A 23,336-nucleotide genomic window follows, 5' to 3' on the forward strand; every position below is an offset into this window, starting at 1 on the left:
AACGCTGAAGTTTGGCGAAAGCCGTGATGACGGCTGATCTCCCCACCTGTGGGGGAGATTGGCAGTTTCGCTCGCACCACCCATTCCACAACGCTGACGTTTGGCGAAAGCCGTGATGACAGCTGATCTCCCCACCTGTGGGGGAGATGGCCGGCAGGCCAGAGGGGGGCAACGTAGAGCGCCGGCTTAGCCTTTGGCTGCACCTCACCCCCGCGCCGCCAAGTCCTTCAGCCTATACAGCTCTTCCATCGCCTGGCGCGGGGTCATCTCATCCAGATTGAGCGCGGCAAGGGCTGCGCCTAAAACGTCCACCTTCGCCGGCGCGGGCGGCGTTTCCTTCTTCGCCACGGCCGAGAACAGCGGCAGGTCGTCGACCAGCCGGTCGGCCTTGCCGGAGGTTTCGCCGGCCTCGAGCCGGTGCAGCACGTCCTTGGCGCGGCTCACTACCGCGTCTGGCAGGCCGGCCAGCCGCGCCACCTGCACGCCGTAGCTGCGGTCGGCGGCACCCTTGCCCACCTCGTGCAGGAAGACCACGTCGCCTTCCCACTCCTTCACCCGCATGGTCACGTTGTGGAGGCGCTGGAGCTTCTCGGCCAGCGCCGTCATCTCGTGGAAGTGGGTGGCGAAGATCGCGCGGCAGCGGTTCTTCTCGTGCAGATATTCCACCGCAGCCCAGGCAATCGACAGGCCGTCGAAGGTCGCGGTGCCGCGCCCGATCTCGTCGAGGATGACCAGCGCGCGCTCGCCCGCCTGGTTGAGGATCGCCGCCGTCTCCACCATCTCGACCATGAAGGTCGAGCGGCCGCGCGCCAGGTCGTCGGAGGCGCCGACGCGGGAAAACAGCCGGTCGACCACGCCGATATGGGCGCTTGCCGCCGGGACGAACGAACCCATCTGGGCAAGGATGGCGATCAGCGCGTTCTGGCGCAGGAAGGTCGATTTACCGCCCATGTTCGGTCCGGTCAGCAGCCAGATGGCGCCGGCTTTGGCGCCGCCTTCGGGCGACAGGTCGCAGTCATTGGCCACGAATGCGTTCTCGCCCGCCGCGCGCAGCGCCTGTTCCACCACCGGGTGGCGGCCGCCGACGATCTCGAAGGCGAGGCTGTCGTCCACCGCCGGCCGGCACCAGTTCTCGCTGGTCGCCAGCACCGCAAGTGCGGCCGAAACGTCGAGCACGGCAAGGGCCGCCGCGCCGGCGCGGATCGTCTCGGCGTGGGCGACTGCTTCCGCCACCAGCGCGTCGAAGGCCGAAAGCTCGATCGCCAGCGCGCGGTCGGCGGCATTGGCAATCTTGGTTTCCATCTCGGCCAGTTCGGTGGTGGTGAAGCGCATGGCGTTGGCCATGGTCTGGCGATGGATGAAGCGCGCCTTGGCCTCGTCCGTGCCGGTCATGATCGCCTGATGGTTCGCCGTCACCTCGATGTAATAGCCCAGCACATTGTTGTGCCGGATCTTTAGCGAGCGGATGCCGGTTTCCTCGATCAGGTCGCGCTCCATGCCGGCAATGACGCGGCGCGATTCGTCGCGCAGTGCGCGCATCTCGTCGAGCTCGGCGTGATAGCCGGCACGGACAAAGCCGCCGTCGCGCTTCAAGAGCGGCAGGTCGTCGTCCAGCGCGCCGGAAAGATGCTCGGCGAAACTGGCCGGCAGCGCGGAAATCGCTTCCAGCGCTTCCGCAATCTCGGCCGGGACCTCAACCTCGGCAAACAGCGCGCTTATCGCCAGCGCCGCTTCAAAACCAGAGCGCAGCGCGCCGAGATCGCGCGGGCCGCCGCGGTTCAGCGCCAGCCTTGTCAGCGCGCGCGGCATGTCCGACACGCCCTTCAGGCAGCCGCGCAGGGCTTCCCCCAGCCGCCGCTCGGCGAGGAAGAAGTCGACCGAATCCAGCCGCTGGGCGATGCCTTTCGGGTCGGTCAGCGGCGACATCAGCCGGTCGGCCAAAAGCCGCGCGCCGGCGCCGGTCACCGTGCGGTCGAGGGCTTTCAACAGCGAGCCGTCGCGGCCGCCGCCGGTGGTGCGCAAGAGTTCCAGATTGACCCGCGTCGCCGGGTCGATGAACAGCGTCGAACCCGCATGCTCGCGCTCGGGCCGCGACAGCGGCGGCCGCTCGGCTTTCTGGGTCTTCTCGACATAGGCGACGACGCCCGAGATGGCCGAAAGTTCGGCGCGCGAAAAGGTGCCAAAGCTGTCCGGCGTCGCCACCTCGAAGAAGCGCGCGATGCGGCCCGGCGCCGAAGTGGAGTCGAACAGGCTCGGCGGCTGCGGGCTCGCCACCCGCCCCACCAGGTCGAACACGGGCTTCAGCTCGGCGTCATAAAACACCGGCTCGGGCAGGATCAGCTCGCGCGGGTCGATGCGGAAGATGTCGGCCAGCAGATTGTCGGCGCTCGTCTCGGCCACGCGAAAAATGCCGGTCGACAGCTCGATCCAGGCCAGCGCATAGGCATTGTCCGAGCCGCCGCCCCTCACGCGCCCCAGCGACATCAAAAAGTTCGATTCCGCCGGCGCCAGCAGCTTGTCCTCGGTGATGGTGCCGGGGGTCACCAGCCGCACCACGTCGCGCTTGACCACGGATTTCGAGCCGCGCTTCTTGGCCTCGGCCGGGTCCTCGATCTGCTCGCAGACGGCGACCCGGTGGCCGAGGCCGATCAGCTTCTGCAGATAGTCGTCGGCGGCATGGATCGGCACGCCGCACATGGGAATGTCCTGGCCCTGGTGCTTGCCGCGCCTGGTCAGCACGATGCCCAGCGCCCGCGCGGCGATCTCGGCGTCGTCGAAGAACAGCTCGTAGAAGTCGCCCATGCGATAGAACAAGAGCGAACCGGGGTTGGCCGCCTTGATCTCGAGGAACTGTTCCATCATCGGCGTGGCGGCGCCGCTGCCTGGGGCCGGCGTGCTTGCCTCGGTGCGGATTGGCGTTTCGTCGTTCACGTTATCGTCCAAAAAACAGCTTTGCCCTGCTTGGCGGTTTACAGGGCCGAAGTGTAGCCTTAATCCCGAACACTCCACAAAAATCGGCTTGGGAAGGGACCGCGCGAGACCATGGCATCCGGCAACAGAACCGACAACGCAGGCCCCTCGGTGGGCACACAGGAAGCGCTGGATTTCCATTCCTCCGGCCGCCCCGGCAAGCTCGAGATCAACCCCACCAAGCCCATGGCCACGCAGCGCGACCTGTCGCTGGCCTATTCGCCGGGCGTGGCCGCCCCCGTGCTGGCCATCGCCGAGGACCCCAGTCGCGCCTTCGACTACACCGCGCGCGGCAACATGGTGGCGGTGATTTCAAACGGCACCGCCATTCTCGGCCTCGGCAATCTCGGCGCGCTCGCCTCCAAACCGGTCATGGAAGGCAAGGCGGTGCTGTTCAAGCGCTTCGCCGATGTCGATGCCATCGACCTCGAGGTCGACACCACCGACGTCGACGAATTCATCAACTGCGTGCGCTATCTCGGGCCGTCCTTCGGCGGCATTAACCTGGAAGACATCAAGGCGCCGGATTGCTTCATCATCGAGAGCCGCCTGCGCGAGATCATGGACATCCCCGTCTTCCACGACGACCAGCACGGCACGGCCATCATCGCCGCCGCCGGCCTCATCAACGCGCTCGAAGTCACCGGCCGCGACGTCAAGACCACGAAGCTCGTCTGCAACGGCGCCGGCTCGGCCGGCATCGCCTGCATCGAGCTCATCAAGGCGATGGGCTTTGCGCCCGAAAACATCATCCTGTGCGACACCAAGGGCGTGGTCTACAAGGGCCGCACGGAGGGCATGAACCAGTGGAAGTCGGCGCATGCGGTGGAAACCGGCGCCCGCACGCTGGCCGAGGCGCTGGAAGGCGCCGACGTGTTCTTCGGCCTTTCGGCCAAGGGCGCGCTCACCCCGGTCATGGTCCAGTCCATGGCCAAGAACCCGATCATCTTCGCCATGGCCAATCCCGACCCGGAAATCACGCCGGAGGAAGTGGCAGAGATCCGCACCGACGCCATCATGGCCACCGGCCGTTCGGACTATCCGAACCAGGTCAACAATGTGCTCGGCTTCCCCTACATCTTCCGCGGGGCGCTCGACGTGCGCGCCACCACCATCAACGACGAGATGAAGGTCGCGGCCGCCCGCGCGCTGGCCGATCTCGCCCGCCAGGACGTGCCCGACGACGTCGCCGCCGCCTACCAGGGCAACCGGCCGAAATTCGGCCCCAACTACATCATCCCCGTGCCGTTCGACCCGCGCCTCATCTCGGCCATCCCGGTCGCGGTGGCCAAGGCCGCGATGGGCACCGGCGTTGCCCGCCGGCCCATCCTCGACCTCGACAAATACGCGCAGGAGCTTTCGGCCCGGCGCGACCCGATCGCCTCCACCCTGCAGCGCATCTATGACCGCGTGCGCCGCCAGCCCAAGCGCATCGTCTTCGCCGAAGGCGAGGAAGAGCAGATGATGCGCGCGGCCGTGTCCTATGTGAACCAGAAGCTCGGCACCGCCATCCTGCTCGGCCGCGACGACGTCATCAAGGAAAACGCCCGCCAGGCCGGCGTCGACCTCGACAAGCCCGGCATCGAGATCATCAATGCTCGCCTGTCGCGCCGCAACGCCATCTATGCCGACTTCCTCTACGAGCGCCCGCAGCGCCAGGGTTTTCTGTTCCGCGACTGCCAGCGCCTGATCAACAACGACCGCAACCACTTTGCCGCCGCCATGGTGGCGCTGGGCGATGCCGACGGCATGGTCACCGGCGTCACCCGCAACTACTCCACCGCGCTGGAGGAAGTGCGCCGCGCCATCGACGCAAAGCCCGGCCACCGCGTCATCGGCGTGTCGATCGCGCTCTGCCGCGGCCGCACCGTGCTGGTGGCCGACACGGCCGTGCACGACATGCCCGACGCCGAGCAGATCGCCGACATCGCCGAGGAAGCCGCCGGCTTCGCCCGCCGCATGGGCTACGAGCCGCGGATTGCCATGCTCGCCTATTCCACCTTCGGCCACCCGGCCGGCGAGCGCTCCGAGCGCATCCAGGAGGCGGTAAAGATCCTCGACAAGCGCCGCGTCGATTTCGAATATGACGGCGAAATGGCCGCCGACGTCGCGCTCAACCCGCGCCTCATGCAGCAATATCCGTTCTGCCGCCTGTCGGGCCCGGCCAATGTGCTGGTCATGCCGGCATTCCACTCGGCCTCGATCTCGACCAAGATGCTGCAGGAGCTCGGCGGCTGCACGGTCATCGGCCCGCTACTGGTCGGCCTCAACAAGCCGGTCCAGATCGTGCCGCTGAATACCAAGGATTCGGACATCGTCAACATGGCGGCGATTGCGGCGTTTACGGCGGGGGCGTGAGGGGGGAGCCTCACGCCGAAGCTGCGGTTCCTCGGGGGAGAGGTGCCGAACGGAGCGAGGCGGAGAGGGGGGTGAAAGGCTACTTGCTCACTCGTCGATGTAAGTTTGCTGCGCAGATCCTAGCTAATTCCTAGAGTATACGTCGAGTTATTTGGGCAAGCGAACTTCGTTGGCGGCAATTGTTCGAGTAGTATTAAATGCTATGCGCGTAATGCTTCCAAGCCACTCTGGCACTGGTTTCCCGTAAAGCGCTTTGTGAGGTTCGAGTTTGGCCGTTTTTGCCCGGTGATAGGCAGCAACTTCATAAACGAGGCGTCCGACAATCCAAACCATGCGGATACGAAAGACGACCAGGGGGTCGAAGGGTTCTTGCAAGTCGCAAAGAACCTCCCGTTCGGCGAGCAACTCCTCGATAGGGTGAATGCTGGAAAGACTACCACCTTCGAAGAATTGTGTCAGATCGAATACATCCCAGCTATGGGATATCCTGTTTCGAACCACCCTAACCTTGTCCAACTCCGACATCAGGTCGCCTGACAATACGTCGAACGCATAGGCCAGCTGAATTCTTTTTGCGAAGTCCGAAATCGGGCCATATCCGCTCATCATGCTCGCCTTTCCGCCGGGAATCCCGTCGGGTAATGCCGCTTTGAAAGCCTTCTTTAGTAGATCATCGGCAAATGCGCATATGATCACTGGTAGATAACGACCTTCCTCGCTTGCAATTCGCGACGTCAGTTTTTCGTATTGGCTTAGGTCGATCGCCTCCTTATTGAGGACCTCAACGAACCTCTTGATGGCATGTTGCTCGAATGATCGTGTGTAGTTGCGATAGATCTGAAGGCCAGCTTTCTCGCCAAAGTCAAGCGACAACGCAGCAATGTCTGGGTCGAACCAATCGGCGTTATCGTCTTCCAACATGACCTCTAATATTCCGTCGCTTGCAGTATTTGTCCCATGCGGATCGCTGATTTGACTGTTAGCGGGTAGGTATGCTGCATGGAAGTCTACGACTTTCTGTTCAACGCTTCCTGCTTGAGGAATGCTGGAAGGGTGAGACGCTGTCCCTCTTGCTCGATTAGAGGCTCGGCCATCCCTTCGCCATTCATCCAGTATGTGAAGTTGATCGAGTTTCTGTCGTAGTCAGTGTCTGAGAAGGTGATGAACCCTTCTAGCAACAGTTCTCGGTCGCTCTCCTCGTTGAACCGGAACCACTCACCCGCATACCAACTGCGAGCGAACCCTGCGTGCAGATCCCGTTCTATGTGGGATACGTTCCAAAACGGTTTGCAACCAACAAGCTTCAGGTCGGGAAGCCAGGTCTTAGCGGCTCTCAGGCGGTCGGTGGCGCTTTTCGTTTTCCCAATCTTGTAGCGGCCGTTGTCCTCGAGCACGTAGACGAAGCCGGGATCCTTGCGAAGGATGCCCCATACTGGAATGCGTGTGCCGATGAGGGTTTTGTCCATCGCGCGCGTCCCCAACAAGGTCGTCAAGCATTTATGCTGATGCTTTCTGGCCAGGCAAGCACTTGCGACGGTCTGTGGGCCTCAAGAGATGTAGGGAGCAAGGCGCCGGGAGCCGGAGATTCCAGTACGCTTTCGGGAAACCAACCAAAGGTGGATAAACTCAGCTAGCTCAGCGCGATCTCAAACCCCAACTGTTTGAAAAGATTGAAGAACAGAAAAAATCGTCTCTGCCTTTCTCCCCCATCTTTCCGCCTCCTGCATAATGCCCGCATCGGCCTCACGGGAACACGGGTCATGAACCGGATGGACGTGGAGGGCGGCGATGTCCGGGCTGGTGGCGCTACGGTGGCGTCACTGGGTGATGAACCCCCAAGCCCGGGCCTTGGCGGCGGCTGGCCACGCGAATGTGGAGGGTGAGGAATGGTCCGCGAAGCGGACGAAAAGCCAACGATTTGGCTTTTCGAATGACGAACGCCCGGAGCCCTAGCGGAGGGCGGGAGGGGGGCAAGAGCATCGAACGGGCGGTCGAAGGGCCGCAAGATTTACCTAAACGAGCGCGTCCGACGACCGCCCGTCTTCCCATCCTGAGCTTGTCGAAGTATGACAATGGCCAGACGCGAAAGCGGGCGTGGCGATGATGAGGTGCGTGCTTCGAGGCTCGCCCTGCGGGCGAGCACCTCAGCATGAGGAAGCTTGGCGCGGCACTTCAGCATGAGGGAGGTGGGCGCAGCACTTCAGAATGAGGGAGGCGGGCACCGACGGTAGCCCTCATGGTGAGGGTGAGGAATGGTCCGCGAAGCGGACGAAAAGCCAATGATTTGGCTTTTCGAATGACGAACGCCCGAAGGGCCGGAAGTGCAGCGAAGCGGAACGGAGCCTCGAACCACGAGGGCGGATCGTGGACTTGCCCTCCGCTATGGCTCCGGGCGTTCGTCGTTCGAAAAGCCAAATCGTTGGCTTTTCGTGGCCTGCCGCCACCACTCCTCACCCCCCTCAAAAGGGGAGAGGAAGGGCGCCAGACTCGCGGACGGCGTTTCCTCTCCCCCGTCGATCGGGGGAGAGGTGGCGCGCGAAGCGCGACGGAGTGGGGGTCGACTTCTATGCGCCTGCGCTTTGCTCCCGCCCTACAGCAGCCCCGCCTGCTGCGCCTCTTCGCGCAGGTTCTGGCGCGGGCGCGGGCCCACCTGCTGGATGACAAGGCCGGCGGCCAGCGAACCGAGCTTGCCGCAGTCTTCCAGGCTGCGCCCGGTAGTGTAGCCGAACAGGAAGCCGGCGGCGTAGAGATCGCCCGCGCCGGTGGTGTCGACCAGCTCGGCGATCTCGATGGCGTCGACCTCGACCGTCTCGTCGCCGCGCACGATGACCGAGCCGAGCTCCGAGCGGGTGACGGCGGCGAGCTTGCAGTCCTTGCGGATCAGCTCCAGCGCCTGGTCGAAGGATTCGGTCTGGTAGAGCGATTTCGCCTCGCTCTCATTGGCAAACACGATGTCCACCGTGCCCGAGCGCATCAGGTCCAGGAACTCGTCGCGGTAGCGGTCGACGCAGAACGGGTCCGACAGCGTCATCGAGACTTCGCGCCCGGCGGCATGGGCATGGGCGGCGGTGAGGCGGATGGCTTCCTTGGCCAGCGGCGGGTCCCACAGATAGCCCTCGAAATAGGTGACCTTCGCGCCCGCCGCCTTGTCGGCCTCCACGTCCTGAGGCCCCAGTTCCACGCAGGCGCCGAGAAAAGTGTTCATCGAGCGCTCGCCGTCGGGGGTGACGAAAATCATCGAGCGCGCGGTGGGCGGCGTGCCGGTCAGCGGGCTGGTGTCGAAGGCCACGCCCTGGGCCTTGATGTCGTGGGTGAAGATGCCGCCGAGATGATCCTGGCTGACCTTGCCGAAATAGGCCGCGCGGCCGCCAAAGCTCGCCACGCCCGCCGCGGTGTTGCCCGCGCTGCCGCCGGAGGCCTCGATGGCCGGGCCCATGCGGCTGTAGAGCAGCTCGGCGCGCTCGGCGTCGATCAGGTTCATGGCGCCCTTGATGATGCGGTTCTCCACGAGGAAGGCTTCGTCGCACTGGGCAATGATGTCGACAATGGCATTGCCGATGCAAAGCACGTCGTATTGGCTCATGAAGGTCTCCGCAAAGCCGGGCAGATAGGTTTTGGCACGCAGGCCGCCGGCGGGTCTAGCGGTTTGCCCGGATTTTGCAAAGCTCCAAAAGCCGTATTCTTGCGGGGGCGCTGCCGCCCGCCTATCTGTGGGCGGCAACGGCCCCGACGTGAAAGGAGACGCCGCCGATGATATTCGACGCCGCCCGTGCCGCCGCCGGCAGGCTGTTCTCGCCCGAATTCCGCACCGTGTTCCTGAAGACGCTCGGCATCACGCTGCTGGCGCTGGTGGCGACGTGGTTCGGGCTCTACAAGCTGTTCGACGCGCTCGCCCTGCCATGGATCGACGCGCTGCTGCCCGGCTTTCCCGCCTGGGCCGGCTGGCTCGGGCTCATCGCCGCGATCTTTGCCGGCGTCGGGCTGGCGCTCGGCCTGGCGCTGCTGATCGCGCCGGTGACGGCGCTGGTGGCGGGCCTGTTCCTGGACGACATCGCCGAAGTGGTCGAGCGCACCGACTATCCCGCCGACCCGCCCGGTCGTGCGCTGCCCATCGTGCCGGCGATCGTCATGACGCTGAAGTTTCTGGGCGTGGTCATCGTCGCCAACATTTTTGCGCTGCTTCTGCTTCTGGTGCCGGGCATCAACATCGGGGCCTTCTTCGTGGTCAACGGCTATCTGCTCGGCCGCGAATTCTTCGAGTTCGCCGCCATGCGCTTCCGCCCCGAGGCCGAGGCCAAGGCGCTGCGCCGCAAATATGCCGGCACGGTCTTCATGGCCGGGCTGGTGATAGCGGCCTTCCTCGCGGTGCCGCTGCTCAACCTGCTCACCCCGCTCTTTGCGGCCGCCATGATGGTGCATCTGCACAAGGCCGTCTCCGCGCGCGAGCTTTCGCTGGCGCGGCCGGAGCGGCTGGCAGTAGGTGCAAGATAGATTCAGACGACGAGAAAGCCCCGGCCGAGTTCGTCGTCTTCCTCGAGGAAGAACTCGGCCCTGCCTGAATAGAACGCCCGGCCGCCGACGCGCGCCACGATGGCCTCATGCGGCCCCGCCTGCGTTGTGCGCGCCACAGCGCCCGTGAAGCGCGAGCAGACGATGCTTTCGAACAGCCGCGTTTCGCCGACCGCCAGCTCACCCCTGGCATGCATGGCCGCCAGCCGTGCGGTCACGCCCGAGCCGGTCGGCGAACGGTCCACCTCGGCCTCAGCGAAGACGCAGACGTTTTTGGACGCAATGCCGCTTGAGCCGTCGCCTCCGCCGGTCAGGATGCTACCATAGAGAAAGGCGAGGTCGTCGTGGTCGGGATGCGACAGGGGAAAATCGCGCTTCACCTGCTGCGTCAGCGCGGTCGCCGCATCGACGAAGTCGCGCGCGCGGCTCTTGCCGAAGTCCAGCCCAAACTGCTGGCAATCGGCCAGCGCATAGAAGGCGCCGCCATAGGCGATGTCGAAGGCGATCTTGCCGTGCCCCGGAAGATCAACACTCAAGTCGCGCGCAAACAAAAATGCCGGCACGCTTTCGAACGACACGCTGCCCGCCTTGCCGTCCTCCACCTCCACCGAGGCTACCACCAGCCCGCACGGGCATTCGATGTTGACAATGGTCATCGGTTCGCGCGCCGGCACCAGCCCTTGGTCGACCGCATAGCGGCCGAGCGCGATGATGGCGTGGCCGCACATGGTGGAATAGCCTTCATTGTGCATGAACAGCACGGCAAGGTCGGCGCCGGGCAGGTTGGGCTCCACCAGAAGCGCGCCATACATGTCGTAGTGGCCGCGCGGCTCGAACATCAGCATCCTGCGCAGATGGTCGAGGTGGTCGCGCACATGGGCGCGTTTTTGAAGGATAGTGCCGGATGGAATGGACGGGTAGCCGCCGGTGACGATCCGAAGCGGCTCGCCGCCGGTGTGCATGTCTATGACGCTCAGCGTGTCCATTCGGCCGGCCTCCTGCTCAGGCGCAAATGCACTTTGGCAGGAGGCGATTGTCAAGCCGGCCCGCTTGCGCCCCATGGCTTCGGGCCGGATCGGCCATTACTCCGCCGCGGTTCGGTGCGTCGTGCCGCGGCCTTCCACGGCCTCAACGATGGCAGCGGTGAAGGCATCGAGGTCGGAGGGCTGCCGGGAGGTGATGATGTTGCCGTCGTGCACCACCGCGCTGTCTTCCCACTTCGCACCGGCATTGATCAGGTCGGTGCGGATGGACTTGTAGGAGGTGGCGCGCTTGCCCTTGATGAGGCCGGCTTCCACCAGCAGCCACGGCGCGTGGCACACTGCGGCAAGCGGCTTGCCGGTGGCGTGGAACTCCTTGATGAAGTTGATGGCGGCGGGCTCAACCCGCAGCAGGTCCGGATTGATCACTCCGCCGGGCAGGACCAGGGCATCATAGTCGGAAGGCTTGACCGAGCCGAGGGTCTTGTCGACCTTCACCGGCCGGCCCCAGTCCTTCATTTGCCAGCCCATGATCTCTCCCTCCTTCAGGGAGATGACGTCCACGCTGGCCCCCGCCTCCTTCAGCTTCTTCTGCGGCACTTCCAGTTCCGATTGCTCGAACCCGGTGGTGGCGAGGATCGCGATCCTTGCTTTTGCGATGGCAGGCATTTGGCATTCTCCTTCGAGTGAATTGCTCTCTGGAGAATGAACGCCGGCGCTGCGCTATCGTTCAGGCCGTTGCGTCAATTTCGCCCCGGGTGCGAGAACATGCCCTGCAGGGTGGAAAAGGGCATGCCGTCGCGCGAGAAGTCGAAGGTTCCGTCCTCGAGCATCTCGCGCGAGGCCTTCTGCAGCATGCCGAAGGCATAGGTGGTCAGCTTGGAGCCCAGCGAGATGCGCCTGGCGCCCGCCTCGCTCAGCGCGGCGACACTGAAGCCCGGCACCGCCAGCACGTTGACCGGCTTCGACACCGCCGAGCAGATCTTGCGCACTGTCTCGATGTCGGTGATGCCGGGTGCGTAAAGCACGTCGGCGCCCACCTTTTCGAAGGCCTGGAGCCGGGCAATCGTGTCGTCTATGTCTGGGCGCCCGTGCAGGAAATTCTCGGCCCGCGCGGTGAAGACGAAATCGCGCCGCAGCGCCCGCGCCGCCTCCACTGCCGCCGCCACGCGCTCCACGGCGTGCGAGAACCCGTAGATCGGGGCGTCGGGGTCGCCGGAAAAATCCTCGATCGAGCAGCCGGCCAGCCCCGCCGCGGCGGCCGCGAAGATCGTTTCGGCAGCGGTTTCGGGGCTGTCGCCCTTGCCCTTTTCAAGGTCTGCCGAAACAGGCAGGCCAGTGGCCGACACCAGTTCCCTGCAGTGCGTAATCATCATGTCGAAAGGCACGCCGCCGTCGGGCAGGCCGCGCGAAAAGGCGAAGCCCGCGCTTGTGGTGGCCAGCGCCTTGAAGCCGGCAGCGGCGAGCAGCTTCGCCGTGCCAATGTCCCACGGATTGGGAATGACGAAGGCGCCCTGGCCCTCATGTAGCTTGCGAAAAACCGTGCCCTTGTCCATTGCAACGACCCCCAGCTTTGCATGCAGCCGCAACAATTCCGCTTCGGCAACCCCGGCTCCGGCCCGCGGCTAAGAAGCGCCGCCCTCCCGGCCGGCTAGAGCGGCTCCGGCGACAAGTTAAAGCGTTGTTTCGGGTCGCGGTCAAAGGCATTTTGCGCCCGCGGGCCGGCTGCCACCCCGACTCGCTGCTACTGCTGGCACGCGCGATCGGCAGCCCTGCTCACGCGGTGCCGCGGCCCTGAAATCCGCAGCCTGGCCGCGATCGCGTGACGGATACGGCTCAAAGCCTCCTTCGATAAGCGCTTTGAATCAGCGTGTTAGCTTGTGTGATCGACAAACCGCCCCGAGAGGGTTTTGGCCTTCAATATCCTGTTGACACGCCAATGATCTTGTGACCTGATTGCATCAGGTGAAATAATTTTTCTTAATGTGAATGCATTGGAATCTTTATTTCACCTGCTCACTGCGGCTCTTTGATGATCGCCTGAAGGTAGTCGAAGGGGAGAGATGGATGACAGAGTGAAGCGGCATCCATAGCTTGTCCAGGCCGTATTTCATGCAGCGGCCGCCGTGCAGCCCATGAACGGAAATGTTGCGGGGAGGATTCCCCAGGCTTGATCCTGGGACTTGGCCTTGGTCGCGCGTGGTGCACGAACGCTAGGCTGACCGCGAGCAAATCGCGCAGTTCTGACAGCAGCAGGACCCCTGTTCCGGCTCAACAGCGACGTTCGCGCAGCGATATTTCGCCGCCGGCGGCGCCTTGTGTCCGGCAGGGCAAGCCAGGCTTTTGCCTTTTGCGCAGCCAATCGAGACAGAACAGCAATGCTGCAAGCCCGTCCCGGAGGGAGCCGGGGCCGGCAATCAAAGGTGACTTCGGAGGTGTCGGGCAAAGACAGCCCCAATCAATGGCCGGTCCAGCCACACAACAAGAAAGGCCGGCCCGAGCGAAAAAAGAACAAGTCAAGAGGAGGAGGAAACTCGATGACTTCAACTGCACGAAAACGGGGCGCTTGCGCGTCACGAACTGGCTGCCTGGCTGAGGGCGGCTCCGGAATGCAGGCAGAACAGAGGGGAGGGGACAGATGAGTCACCCTGGAAGCGGGACGGTAGACGTCCTTGAATACGAGCAGGGCAATCTTCAGACCGGCACGAATTGGTGGGGCGCCTTCGTCATCGGTCTGGCGGGAACCATTCTGGTAACGGGCGCTGCGCCGGCATTTCTGACGGTGTTCGGCGCATCCTACATTCCGTTCATCACCTTCTTCACGCTCACGGGCGTGGTGCTGTGCCTGCTGCTCGCGGAGCTGTCGGCGATGATGCCGGGGCGCACAGGCGGCTCGCCGTCCTATGCCTATCCGGCCTACAAGGACCGCTGGCCGCGGCTCGCGCCGCATGTCAATGGCGTCACGGCCTGGATGTACTGGGTCGGCTGGATGCCGGTGGCGCCGCTGAACATGATCCTGGCGTCGTTCTACATCACCCACCTGTTCGGGCTGGACGCCACGAGCGGCATCACCCCGGTCAGCACCTTCATCCCGTATTGGACGCTGGGCATCACGGCCGTCGGCCTGATAATCCTGTCGATCCCCGCCTATCTCGGCATCCGCTTCGGCACCTCGATGGCGACGATCCTGGCGGTGCTGTCGATGATACCGCTCACCTTTCTGTCGATCGGCTTCATCTTCAACCTCGACGCCGCCAACTGGAGCGAACTGGCCGGCTTCCCGCATCTCGACGGATCTAGCTTCTTTGATCCGGTGGGCGGCTATCCAGCCTGGATCATGTACATCGCCTACGCATTCCCGCTTTTGTGGACGGTGATCGCCTATGAGGCCGCGGCCTGCTACATCGGCGAGTGCAAGCATCCCGGCCGCGATGCCAAGATCGCGATGACGCTCGAGGGCGGTTATGGCGTGTTCGTCTACACGATGCTGCCGATCTCCTTCGTCGTCGTGCTGGGCGCGCAGGCCATCTCGGACCCGGCGCTCGTCGACCCGAAGACCATGTTCGTCACCTTCGCCAGCAACATCTTCCCCGGCGTGGCCGGTGCGGTGATGGAATGGCTGATGGCGATCATGCTGATCATCGCCCTGGTGCTCTCGGCGCTGAACTCGCTGATGGGCTGCTCGCGGTCGCTCTACCAAATGTCGCTGGACGGGCAGTTCCCTCGCTTCTACCAGCATCTGAACAAGCACCACGTGCCCGACCGGGCCATGATGACCAATGTCGGCGCCAGCCTGCTGATTGCCTTCATGGGCGGCGCGATCGAGATCTACTCCTTCTCGAACGTCGGCTATCTCGGCTCCTTCGTGCCGGTGCTGATCGCCTACTACCTGCTGCGCAAGGATCGGCCCAACGTGCACCGTCCCTTCCGCCTGCCGGAATATTTCAAGTATATCGCGCTCCTTCTGGCCGCGCTGTACTTCTTCGTCTGGCTGGTCGGCGGCATCATCTACTCATACATAGGCGGGCAGGCGATCTACTACTTCCTCGGCATCGGCGCCACCTTCATGTACCTGCCGCTCTACTGGTACCGGAAGTGGGAAGACCGACGGGACGGCTACGTCTCCGCGGGCATCACGGCCTGACGGAACCCTCGGGAGAATGGGCAGGATGATCCGGAATTTGTTTGCAAGATCGCAACCCGACGGCGACCAGCCGGTCGCGCAGAGGGTTCTGATCGCCTCGGAGGGTCGGCGCTTCAACAGCGAAGTCATCGATCTGGCTGTGCGCATGGTGCGGGCCCAGGGCGGGAACGCCCGGGTGCTCACCATCGCACGGCTCTGGGGAACCGGCTTCGGCCTGCCCAATCCCGGCCTGCGACCCAGCAGGCGCGAGATGGCCGAGCAGGAAGAAAATGTCAGCTGGGCCATCGAGCAGCTGGAGAATGCGGGCGTGAGTGCCGATGGTCACATCGTCACCACCCGCAATCCCCGAAAGAGCATTCTGAAAGAGGCGAAGCGCCAAGGGTGCGACGCCATCATCATGGGCGCCGATGCGCGCCGCCCATGGTTCATCCGCGGCATGATGTGGAGCCAGGAGCCATACCGGGTGCGCGCGCACACGCGCATTCCGGTGCATCTCGTCTGTCCCACTGGGCGGCACTAGGCTTTTCGTCATTTCGGCGCGCGGAGCGCGTCGGGCGACGGAAGGCGAATTGGGCCGGCTTCGACGCTGTCGGAGCCGGTCTTTTTCTTGGGGCCGGCGGTCAGGCGCTGCCGGTCGAGCCGAAGCCGCCAGCGCCGCGGCTGGTGGAGCCGGCGAGGCTCTGCTCTTCCAGCCTCACCTGCGTTACCGGCGCAAACACCATCTGCGCGATGCGCATGCCGCGCTCGACATAGAAGTCCTCGTCGCCGTGGTTGATCAGCAGCACCTTCACCTCGCCGCGATAGTCGCTGTCGATGGTGCCGGGCGTGTTGAGGCAGGTGATGCCGTGCTTGAAGGCAAGGCCGGAGCGCGGCCGCACCTGGCCCTCATAGCCTTGCGGGATTTCGAAGATCAGGCCGGTCGGCACGAGGGCGCGCCGGCCGGGCAGGATGAGCAGCGGCCGGTCGTGGGGCACTGCCGCGCGCAGGTCCATGCCGGCTGCGCCGGCCGTCTCGTAGGCGGGCAGGTCGAGACCGCGGGCTTCGGGAAGTCGGACGACGCCGACGGTCGGAAGGGTCTGGGAGGTCGTGTTCATGGCGGGCTTCTATCCTCCGCTTCTCGGCTTTCGTCAATTCGCAAGCGATGCATGCGACGGAATTTGGGTGGAGGCGTGGATTGGGGACAGCTTTTGGCCGCCGACCGTGTGTGGAAACAGCCTGCGAAATCCGTATAATTTCAGCGTTCCTCGATCGCCGGGCGAGAAGGCCGACATGACGTTGAAAGTCGAATATGACGCGGAAGCCAATGCCGCCTACATCCGCTTCTCGTCGGAGCCTGTTCAGGACAGTGAGGAAGTGTCGCAAGGCATCGTGCTTGATTATGACGCGGAAGGACGCATCGTCGGCATGGAAGTGCTGGGCGCGCGCGAGCACCTGCCGCCCGCCGTCTTGACAAAGGCGGCCTAGGCTTCGCTGCCTTTCAATCGGCATCCGCGCCCGCCCGCGAAGAGGGAGCCTCGATGTTCCATTTTCTCGACAGCCGGCAACCCTCCTGCTAGAAGCCCGCGCAACAACAGGATCATCACGACATGGCCGAAGACATAGCCAAGGCGGTCGCGCGCCGCCGCACCTTCGCGATCATCGCGCACCCGGACGCCGGCAAGACCACGCTCACCGAAAAGCTGCTGCTGTTCGGCGGCGCCATCCAGCTCGCCGGCGAGGTGAAGGCCAAGAAGGACCGCATCCAGACCCGTTCCGACTGGATGAAGATCGAGCGCGAGCGCGGCATCTCGGTCGTCACCTCGGTGATGACCTTCGAATATGGCGACAACGTCTTCAACCTGCTCGACACGCCCGGGCACGAAGACTTCGCCGACGACACCTACCGCACGCTCTCGGCCGTGGATGCGGCGGTCATGGTCATCGACGCCGCAAAAGGTATCGAGCCGCGCACGCTGAAGCTGTTCGAGGTCTGCCGCCTGCGCGACATTCCCATCATCACCTTCGTCAACAAGATGGACCGCGAGGCGCGCGACATCTACGAGATCCTTGACGAGATCGAGCAGAAGCTGGCGCTCGACACCGCGCCCATCACCTGGCCGATCGGCCAGGGCAAGACTTTTGCCGGCACCTATCACCTGACCGAAAACGCGGTGCGCCGCGGCGACGACGAGAAGGAGCGCACGCCGGTCCACGGCCCGGACTCCAACCGTGCCGCCGGCCTGCTGCCCGACAACGACCGCCCGGCCTTCATCGAGGAGCTGGAGCTGGCGCGCGAGGCCTGCCGCCCCTTCGACCTCGAAGCCTTCCGCCAGGGCCACCTGACCCCGGTCTATTTCGGCTCGGCGCTGCGCAATTACGGCGTGCGCGACCTGATCGAGGCGCTGGGCGACTACGGCCCGGCTCCGCGTGCGCAGGAGGCCGACACCCGCAAGGTCGAGGCGACGGAGGAGAAGATGACCTCCTTCGTCTTCAAGATCCAGGCCAACATGGACCCCAACCACCGCGACCGTATCGCCTTCGTGCGCGTCTGCTCCGGAACGCTCCAGCGCGGCATGAAGGCCAAGCTGGTTCGCACCGGCAAGCCGATCAGCCTGTCGGCGCCGCAGTTCTTCTTCGCCCGCTCGCGCATCACCGCCGACGAGGCCTATGCCGGCGACGTGGTCGGCATCCCCAACCACGGCACGCTGCGCATCGGCGACACGCTGACCGAGGGCGAGGAGATCCTGTTCCGGGGCGTGCCGAACTTTGCGCCGGAAATCCTGCGCCGCGTGCGCCTGGGCGACGCCATGAAGGCCAAGAAGCTCAAGGAAGCCCTGCAGCAGATGGCGGAAGAGGGTGTGGTGCAGCTGTTCCAGCCCGAAGACGGTTCGCCGGCCATCGTCGGCGTGGTCGGGGCGCTGCAGATCGACGTGCTGAAGGAACGCCTCAACATCGAATACACGCTGCCGGTCGATTTTGAGATGTCGCGTTTCTCGGTCTGCCGCTGGATCGACGCCGATGACAAGGCCGACCTGCAGCGCTTCGTCGAAAGCCACCGCGGCGACATCGCCCGCGACCTCGACAACGACCCGGTGTTTCTGGCCCAGCACGAGTTCTCGCTGAATTACGAGGCCGAGCGCTGGAAGGCGATCCGCTTCGCGGCGATCAAGGACTATCAGGTCCGCGACAAGGCGGCTTGAGCTGACAGAGCCAAAAACAAAAAAAGGCCGGGTTGATCCCGGCCTTTCATTTTTGGCCATAGGGCAAATGTCAGCGCTCGGCTGAGCGTGCCCAAAGATTGATGTCGGCTTCGCGGGCATACCGGTCGATCTCGGCCAATTCGGCGTCGGTGAAGTCGAGATTCTTCAGCGCGCCGACGCAGTCCTCCACCTGTTCCGGGCGGCTGGCGCCGATCAGGGCGGAGGTCACGCGGCCTTTGCGCAGCACCCAGGCAATCGCCATCTGCGCCAGCGTCTGGCCGCGGCGCTCCGCGATCGCGTTCAGCCCGCGGATGTTGGCCAGCGTCGCCTCGTTGAGGAAGTGTTCTTTCAGCGACTTGCCCTGCGCCGCGCGGCTGTCCTCGGGCACGCCGTGCAGGTATTTGGTGGTCAGCATGCCCTGCGCCAGCGGCGAGAACACGATCGAGCCGACGCCCAGCCCGTCCAGCGTGTCGAGCAGCCCGTCGTCCTCCACCCAGCGGTTGAGCATGGAATAGCTGGGCTGGTGGATGAGGCAGGGCGTGCCGAGCTGGCGCAATATGTTCGCCGCCTCGCGCGTACGCTGCGAATTGTAGGACGAGATGCCGACATAAAGGGCCTTGCCCGAGCGCACGGCATGGTCCAGCGCCATCATCGTCTCTTCCAGCGGCGTTTCGGGGTCGAAGCGGTGCGAATAGAAGATGTCGACATAGTCCAGCCCCATGCGCTTCAGGCTCTGGTCGAGGCTGGAGAGCAGATATTTGCGGCTGCCCCATTCGCCATAGGGGCCGGGCCACATCTCATAGCCGGCCTTGCTGGAGATGATCAGCTCGTCGCGATGGCCGGCAAAGTCGGTGCGCAGGATCTCGCCGAAGGCCGTCTCGGCCGAGCCGGGCGGCGGGCCGTAATTGTTGGCGAGGTCGAAGTGGGTGATGCCGAGGTCGAAGGCGGTGCGACAGATGGCGCGCTTTGTCTCGTGCGGGGTGTCGCCGCCGAAATTGTGCCACAGCCCCAGCGAGATCGCCGGCAGCTTCAGGCCGGAACGGCCGCAGCGGTTGTAGAGCATGTTTTCGTAGCGGTTTTCGGCGGGTTGCCAGCTCATGGATTGTCCCTCGTTGCGTCGGCGGGCACGCGGGTGCCACCCGCCAGATAAACCTATTTCATGCGGGCGAGAAGCGCCTTCGCCTCGCGCGGCCCCAGCGGCGCCGGGCGCTCGCAGCTCGTCTTCATCTCGATGAAGCGCCTGTCCTCGCCCGATTTCAGCATGCCGGTCATCACCTCCACCACATGCAGCGCCAGGTCGAGCCCGCAGCGATGCGGCCGCCCTTCGGCGATCGCCAGCGCCATGTCGGCCAGCCCGGCCGCACGGTAGTTGGCCACCGCGCCATGCGGATGGATTTCGTTGTCGCGGGCTAAGGGGTGTTCCCATTTCGGCAGCTTCTTCACCGGCTTGTCCCGCCTTGTGTAGCACAGCTCGCCGCCGAAAAAGTTCGGATCGGGCATGAACAGGGTGCCGGCCTCGCCATGCAGCTCCATCGGCGCGTGGCCGCTGGCCCACACGTCCCAGCTCGCATTGAAGGTCACCACCGCGCCGGTGGCGAATTCCAGCAGCGCGTGGATGGTGGTGGGCGTCGAGACCGGGATCTTTTCGCCGCGCCTCGGCCTGGAGGTGATGGTGCGTTCCGTGGCGGGAATGGAGGTCAGCGCCGCCACGCGGGCAACCGGGCCGATCAGCTGGACCAGATTGGCCAGGTAGTAGGGGCCCATGTCGAGCACCGGCCCGCCGCCGGCCCGGAAGAAGAAGTCCGGGTTCGGGTGCCAGGCTTCCATGCCGTGGCTCAGCACATGGCAGGTGCCGCTGGTGATCCTGCCGAGCTTGCCGCCGTCGACCAGGTACCGCGCCAGCTGGTGCGCGCCACCCAGGAAGGTGTCGGGAGCGGAGCCGATGCGCAGGCCCTTCTCGTCAGCCCGTTTCTTCAGGTCGAGGCCGTCGGCGAGCGACAGCACGAAGGGCTTTTCGGAATAGACGTGCTTGCCCGCGTCGAGGATTGCCTTCGACACTTCATGGTGCGCGGTCGGCACGGTGAGGTTGACGACGATATCGATGTCGTCGGCGCGCAGAAGCCCGTCCACGGTTTCCGCCCGTAGCGAGAATTCCCTGGCCCTTGCGCGGGCGGCTTCGGCGTTCAGGTCGGCGCAGGCGCGCATCTCCATGCCGCGAAACAGCGGCGCCAGCGAAAAATAGGTCTTCGAGATATTGCCGCAGCCGATGACGCCGACGCCCAGTGCCTTCGCCATTTCGTTCCCCCCTCCTATCAGCCCCGCCAGGCCCGCGCCTTAAAAATTCTTCGCCGCCTCGATCGAGCGGCGGGCAAAGCGCTCGAAGTCGGCCGGGTTGTCGTGCTCCATCACGAAATAGCGGGCGCGGGTGCGATTGCGCAGCGCCTTCAGAAGCCACGGCCAGTCGATGGTGCCATGGCCGACATCCGACCAGCCGTCCTCCTCCCGCGCTTCCCCGTCCAGCGCGATGTCCTTGACATGAACCGCGACGATGCGGTTGCCTTGCTGTTCGATCCAGTCAATGGCGCTGGCGCCGGCGCGAGTGACCCAGGCCACGTCGATTTCCCAGCCGATGTTCGGCGCGGCTTCCAGTATGAGTTCCAGCGGCACCGAGCCGTCGGCCAGCGGCATGAATTCGAAGTCGTGGTTGTGCCAGGCGAAGTCCAGCCCGACATTTTCGGCCCGGTCGCCGATCGCCGCGAGCCGCCCGCCAAGGGCCCGCCAGCCGGCCGCGTCGCGCGGCCGCTCGCGCTCGTCCAGCCAGGGGCAGACCACAAGCTCGATCCCGAGCACTTCGGAAATGTGCTCCACGGCGTGAAAATCCTGCTCCAGCATCGCCATGGAAAAGTGCCCGCTCGGCATGGTCAGCCCGTTGCGGTCGAGTTCGGCGCGCAGGCCGGCGGGATCGCTGTAGGCCTCGCCAAAACCCTCGACATGGGCGTAGCCGAGCCTGGCCAGCGTTTCCAGCACATGCGCCCATGGCTGGAAGTTGCGGGCACTGTAGAGTTGGAACGACCAGTTCATGAAACCTCCCTTTCGCGCGCCCGTTGCTGCCTTCTCGGCCGTTCAGCCCCCCGACCCCCAAGGGCCGTGGAAGGCGCCCGCCGCGTCGACGCGCTCGAAGCCGTGCGCGCCGAAGAAGTCACGCTGCGCCTGGATCAGGTTGGATGTGCCGCGCCCTTGCCGGTAGCTGTCGAAATAGGCGAGCGCGGAGGACAGCGCCGGCATCGGCAGTCCGGCCTCGGCCGCCCGCGCCACGATGCGGCGCAGCGACGGTTGCGCCTCCTTCATCATCTCGACGAAGGCCGGCGCCATAAGCAGGTTTGGCAGCGTGCCCGCCTGCTCGAAGGCCTCGGCCAGCGTGCCCAGGAACTGCGATCGGATGATGCAGCCGGCGCGCCAGATCTTGGCGACGGTGGGCATGGGCAGGCGCCAGTCGAACTGCTTCGAGGCCGCGTCCATCACCGCAAAACCTTGCGCATAGGCGGCGATCTTGCCGGCAAAAAGCGCCAGTTCCAGGTCGCGGAACGCGGCTTGCCGGTCGTCGCCGGCAAATTTCGCGAGACCGGCAATGTCATAGGCCTTCTCAGCCGCCAGCCGCTCGTCCTTCAGCGAAGACAGGATACGCGCCGAAACCGCGGCCTCGATGGCCGTTGCCGAGATGCCCAGCGTCTGCGCCTCGATGGCTGCCCACTTTCCGGTGCCCTTCTGGCCGGCGCGGTCGAGGATCATGTCGACCATAGGGTTGCCGCTCTCGGGGTCGTCGGCGGCCAGAACCTTGGCGGTGATCTCGATCAGGTAGGAGTTCAGCCGGCCCTCGTTCCATTCTGCGAAGACCTCGCCGATCTCCTTGGGCTGCATGCCCATCCCGTCGCGCAGCACGCCATAGATCTCGGCGATCATCTGCATGTCGGCATATTCGATGCCGTTGTGAATGGTCTTCACGAAATGCCCGGCGCCGTCGGGGCCCACCAGGGCCGCGCAGGGCTCGCCTTCATATCCGGCGGAAATGTCGGTCAGCACCTTTTCCACCCGGGCGTAGGCATCGCGGGCGCCGCCCACCATGATCGAGGGGCCGTGGCGCGCGCCTTCCTCGCCGCCCGAAACGCCCATGCCGATGAAGGTGAGCCCTGAATCCTTCAGCTCGGAAAAGCGGCGGATGGTGTCGCGGAAATTGGCGTTGCCGGCATCGATGATGATGTCGCCGTCCGAAAGCACGCTGCGCAGGGCGGCGATCTGCTCGTCTACCGCCTGGCCGGCCGCCACCATGAGGATGATGGGCCGCGGCGGCTTTATCGAGGCGGCCAGCTCCTTCAGCGTGCTGCACGGCACGATCATCTCGCGCAGGCTGCCGGCGTCCTCAAAAAAGGCGCCGGTGCGGGCGGTGGTGCGGTTGAAGACCGCCACCGGGTGCCCCTTTTCGGCGATGTTCAAGGCCAGGTTGGAGCCCATGACGCCAAGGCCGATCAGGCCGATTTCGGCTTTTTCCATTGCTGTATCCCGCGTGAGAATTGACTAAAAAAGCACTCCCCCCGTCGCAGGATGATCGACCCGCGCCGCCGCCGCGTCAACCTGTCGCCGTGCCGACAGATGGAGAAGAACTGCGGCGGGACAAGAGCAAGCCCCGTGCCGGATGCGGCTCAGTCTCTCTTGCGCTTGCGGCCGTAAAGCTCGAGCCGGTGGTGCACGATGTCGTAGCCCAGCGCCTCGGCGATCTCGTTCTGCAGCTGCTCGATGCGGTCGGAGGCGAATTCGATCACGTCGCCGGTATCGATGTCGATCAGATGGTCGTGGTGTTCGCCGCCCGCCTGCTCGAAGCGCGAGGGCCCGCCCTCGAAGGCGTGGCGGTGGATCGCCCCAAGACCCTCCAGCAGCTTCATCGTCCGGTAGACCGTCGACAGCGAAATGCTGGGATCGACCTCGGAGGCGCGGCGGAAAATCTCCAGCGCGTCCGGGTGGTCTTCCGTGCCCACCAGAATATCCACGATGATGCGCCGCGGCCGGGTGATCCGCACGCCGGCCTTGCGCATCATTTTCTCGTAGTCGGGCTTCTGATTCTTCTGGGTCGTCATGCCCGCGAATATGCGCCAGATGACAGTCAGTTGCAAAGAATGACGCCCGCTTTCATCCCCATGGCCC

Annotated in this window: 19 protein-coding genes; 6 read left to right on the top strand and 13 right to left on the bottom strand. The window is 64.6% G+C overall.

The features are described from left to right. Window positions 1-204: 204 nt before the first annotated feature. Window positions 205-2,862 (bottom strand): DNA mismatch repair protein MutS, encoded by a 2,658-nt coding sequence (gene mutS, locus ABLE86_RS10305; protein WP_348779209.1) that lies wholly within the window; start codon window positions 2,860-2,862, stop codon window positions 205-207. A gap of 180 nt (window positions 2,863-3,042) precedes the next feature. Between mutS and ABLE86_RS10310 the strand changes: the two genes are divergently transcribed. Next, a complete protein-coding gene (locus ABLE86_RS10310) occupies window positions 3,043-5,328 on the top strand; it encodes an NADP-dependent malic enzyme (protein WP_348778857.1) in 2,286 nt (761 codons plus the stop codon). Window positions 5,329-5,475: 147 nt separating this feature from the next. On the opposite strand, the gene ABLE86_RS10315 is transcribed toward ABLE86_RS10310, so the two are convergent. The 3 genes from ABLE86_RS10315 to ABLE86_RS10325 form a co-directional block, all read right to left on the bottom strand. Continuing rightward, on the bottom strand, window positions 5,476-6,249 hold the full coding sequence (locus ABLE86_RS10315; RefSeq protein ID WP_348778858.1) for a hypothetical protein: 774 nt from the start codon (window positions 6,247-6,249) through the stop codon (window positions 5,476-5,478). An 86-nt stretch (window positions 6,250-6,335) separates the two neighbouring features. Beyond that, window positions 6,336-6,794 (bottom strand): GIY-YIG nuclease family protein, encoded by a 459-nt coding sequence (locus tag ABLE86_RS10320; RefSeq protein ID WP_348778859.1) that lies wholly within the window; start codon window positions 6,792-6,794, stop codon window positions 6,336-6,338. A 1,124-nt stretch (window positions 6,795-7,918) separates the two neighbouring features. After that, window positions 7,919-8,911 carry an adenosine kinase gene (locus ABLE86_RS10325; protein ID WP_348778860.1) on the bottom strand — a complete coding sequence of 331 codons (993 nt, stop codon included), beginning with the start codon at window positions 8,909-8,911 and terminating at the stop codon, window positions 7,919-7,921. A gap of 167 nt (window positions 8,912-9,078) precedes the next feature. Here ABLE86_RS10325 and ABLE86_RS10330 point away from each other — a divergent pair, with 167 nt between their 5' ends. Then, window positions 9,079-9,819: a sulfate transporter family protein gene (locus ABLE86_RS10330; protein ID WP_348778861.1), complete on the top strand. Its 741-nt coding sequence runs from the start codon at window positions 9,079-9,081 to the stop codon at window positions 9,817-9,819. Between the two features lie 2 nt (window positions 9,820-9,821). Here ABLE86_RS10330 and ABLE86_RS10335 read toward each other — a convergent pair whose 3' ends face one another. The 3 genes from ABLE86_RS10335 to ABLE86_RS10345 all read right to left on the bottom strand — a co-directional run bounded on the left by ABLE86_RS10335 (window position 9,822) and on the right by ABLE86_RS10345 (window position 12,373). Next, entirely contained in the window at window positions 9,822-10,823 is a 1,002-nt protein-coding gene (locus tag ABLE86_RS10335) for a proline racemase family protein (RefSeq protein ID WP_348778862.1), read from the bottom strand. A gap of 96 nt (window positions 10,824-10,919) precedes the next feature. Then, window positions 10,920-11,486 carry a type 1 glutamine amidotransferase domain-containing protein gene (locus ABLE86_RS10340; RefSeq protein ID WP_348778863.1) on the bottom strand — a complete coding sequence of 189 codons (567 nt, stop codon included), beginning with the start codon at window positions 11,484-11,486 and terminating at the stop codon, window positions 10,920-10,922. A gap of 74 nt (window positions 11,487-11,560) precedes the next feature. Further along, on the bottom strand, window positions 11,561-12,373 hold the full coding sequence (locus ABLE86_RS10345; RefSeq protein WP_348778864.1) for an isocitrate lyase/phosphoenolpyruvate mutase family protein: 813 nt from the start codon (window positions 12,371-12,373) through the stop codon (window positions 11,561-11,563). 1,082 nt (window positions 12,374-13,455) lie between these two features. On the opposite strand from ABLE86_RS10345, the gene ABLE86_RS10350 reads away from it, so the two are divergent. After that, window positions 13,456-14,961 carry an APC family permease gene (locus ABLE86_RS10350; protein WP_348778865.1) on the top strand — a complete coding sequence of 502 codons (1,506 nt, stop codon included), beginning with the start codon at window positions 13,456-13,458 and terminating at the stop codon, window positions 14,959-14,961. Window positions 14,962-14,986: 25 nt separating this feature from the next. Next, a complete protein-coding gene (locus ABLE86_RS10355; protein ID WP_348778866.1) occupies window positions 14,987-15,481 on the top strand; it encodes a universal stress protein in 495 nt (164 codons plus the stop codon). 100 nt (window positions 15,482-15,581) lie between these two features. On the opposite strand, the gene dut is transcribed toward ABLE86_RS10355, so the two are convergent. Continuing rightward, window positions 15,582-16,055: a dUTP diphosphatase gene (gene dut, locus ABLE86_RS10360; RefSeq protein ID WP_348778867.1), complete on the bottom strand. Its 474-nt coding sequence runs from the start codon at window positions 16,053-16,055 to the stop codon at window positions 15,582-15,584. A gap of 175 nt (window positions 16,056-16,230) precedes the next feature. Between dut and ABLE86_RS10365 the strand changes: the two genes are divergently transcribed. After that, the gene (locus ABLE86_RS10365) at window positions 16,231-16,425 is read left to right on the top strand and encodes a DUF2283 domain-containing protein (protein WP_348778868.1); all 195 of its coding nucleotides are present in this window, start codon (window positions 16,231-16,233) and stop codon (window positions 16,423-16,425) included. Between the two features lie 122 nt (window positions 16,426-16,547). Next, window positions 16,548-18,140, top strand: coding sequence for a peptide chain release factor 3 (locus ABLE86_RS10370; protein WP_348778869.1), 1,593 nt, complete (start codon window positions 16,548-16,550; stop codon window positions 18,138-18,140). A gap of 70 nt (window positions 18,141-18,210) precedes the next feature. On the opposite strand, the gene mgrA is transcribed toward ABLE86_RS10370, so the two are convergent. From mgrA to ABLE86_RS10395, 5 genes are all read right to left on the bottom strand, one after another. Continuing rightward, window positions 18,211-19,239 carry an L-glyceraldehyde 3-phosphate reductase gene (gene mgrA, locus ABLE86_RS10375; protein WP_348778870.1) on the bottom strand — a complete coding sequence of 343 codons (1,029 nt, stop codon included), beginning with the start codon at window positions 19,237-19,239 and terminating at the stop codon, window positions 18,211-18,213. 53 nt (window positions 19,240-19,292) lie between these two features. Then, a complete protein-coding gene (locus ABLE86_RS10380) occupies window positions 19,293-20,435 on the bottom strand; it encodes a Gfo/Idh/MocA family oxidoreductase (RefSeq protein WP_348778871.1) in 1,143 nt (380 codons plus the stop codon). Window positions 20,436-20,474: 39 nt separating this feature from the next. Continuing rightward, a complete protein-coding gene (locus ABLE86_RS10385) occupies window positions 20,475-21,221 on the bottom strand; it encodes a sugar phosphate isomerase/epimerase (protein ID WP_348778872.1) in 747 nt (248 codons plus the stop codon). A gap of 42 nt (window positions 21,222-21,263) precedes the next feature. Beyond that, entirely contained in the window at window positions 21,264-22,688 is a 1,425-nt protein-coding gene (gndA, locus tag ABLE86_RS10390; protein WP_348778873.1) for an NADP-dependent phosphogluconate dehydrogenase, read from the bottom strand. 149 nt (window positions 22,689-22,837) lie between these two features. Next, window positions 22,838-23,269, bottom strand: a complete 432-nt coding sequence (locus ABLE86_RS10395) for a Fur family transcriptional regulator (protein ID WP_348778874.1) — start codon at window positions 23,267-23,269, stop codon at window positions 22,838-22,840. Window positions 23,270-23,336 lie beyond the last annotated feature (67 nt).

It is taken from the genome of Mesorhizobium sp. KR2-14 (genome assembly GCF_040049255.1).
Lineage (GTDB): Bacteria > Pseudomonadota > Alphaproteobacteria > Rhizobiales > Rhizobiaceae > Pseudaminobacter.

Bases quoted from the DNA above. Each gene is read 5' to 3' on its own strand.
- ABLE86_RS10385 (WP_348778872.1), bottom strand. From the start codon at position 21,221: ATGAACTGGTCGTTCCAACTCTACAGTGCCCGCAACTTCCAGCCATGG.
- ABLE86_RS10350 (WP_348778865.1), top strand. From the start codon at position 13,456: ATGAGTCACCCTGGAAGCGGGACGGTAGACGTCCTTGAATACGAGCAG.
- ABLE86_RS10310 (WP_348778857.1), top strand. From the start codon at position 3,043: ATGGCATCCGGCAACAGAACCGACAACGCAGGCCCCTCGGTGGGCACA.
- ABLE86_RS10380 (WP_348778871.1), bottom strand. From the start codon at position 20,435: ATGGCGAAGGCACTGGGCGTCGGCGTCATCGGCTGCGGCAATATCTCG.
- ABLE86_RS10325 (WP_348778860.1), bottom strand. From the start codon at position 8,911: ATGAGCCAATACGACGTGCTTTGCATCGGCAATGCCATTGTCGACATC.
- mutS (WP_348779209.1), bottom strand. From the start codon at position 2,862: ATGATGGAACAGTTCCTCGAGATCAAGGCGGCCAACCCCGGTTCGCTC.
- ABLE86_RS10335 (WP_348778862.1), bottom strand. From the start codon at position 10,823: ATGGACACGCTGAGCGTCATAGACATGCACACCGGCGGCGAGCCGCTT.
- ABLE86_RS10345 (WP_348778864.1), bottom strand. From the start codon at position 12,373: ATGGACAAGGGCACGGTTTTTCGCAAGCTACATGAGGGCCAGGGCGCC.
- mgrA (WP_348778870.1), bottom strand. From the start codon at position 19,239: ATGAGCTGGCAACCCGCCGAAAACCGCTACGAAAACATGCTCTACAAC.
- dut (WP_348778867.1), bottom strand. From the start codon at position 16,055: ATGAACACGACCTCCCAGACCCTTCCGACCGTCGGCGTCGTCCGACTT.
- ABLE86_RS10365 (WP_348778868.1), top strand. From the start codon at position 16,231: ATGACGTTGAAAGTCGAATATGACGCGGAAGCCAATGCCGCCTACATC.
- ABLE86_RS10370 (WP_348778869.1), top strand. From the start codon at position 16,548: ATGGCCGAAGACATAGCCAAGGCGGTCGCGCGCCGCCGCACCTTCGCG.
- ABLE86_RS10330 (WP_348778861.1), top strand. From the start codon at position 9,079: ATGATATTCGACGCCGCCCGTGCCGCCGCCGGCAGGCTGTTCTCGCCC.
- gndA (WP_348778873.1), bottom strand. From the start codon at position 22,688: ATGGAAAAAGCCGAAATCGGCCTGATCGGCCTTGGCGTCATGGGCTCC.
- ABLE86_RS10355 (WP_348778866.1), top strand. From the start codon at position 14,987: ATGATCCGGAATTTGTTTGCAAGATCGCAACCCGACGGCGACCAGCCG.
- ABLE86_RS10320 (WP_348778859.1), bottom strand. From the start codon at position 6,794: ATGGACAAAACCCTCATCGGCACACGCATTCCAGTATGGGGCATCCTT.
- ABLE86_RS10340 (WP_348778863.1), bottom strand. From the start codon at position 11,486: ATGCCTGCCATCGCAAAAGCAAGGATCGCGATCCTCGCCACCACCGGG.
- ABLE86_RS10395 (WP_348778874.1), bottom strand. From the start codon at position 23,269: ATGACGACCCAGAAGAATCAGAAGCCCGACTACGAGAAAATGATGCGC.
- ABLE86_RS10315 (WP_348778858.1), bottom strand. From the start codon at position 6,249: ATGTTGGAAGACGATAACGCCGATTGGTTCGACCCAGACATTGCTGCG.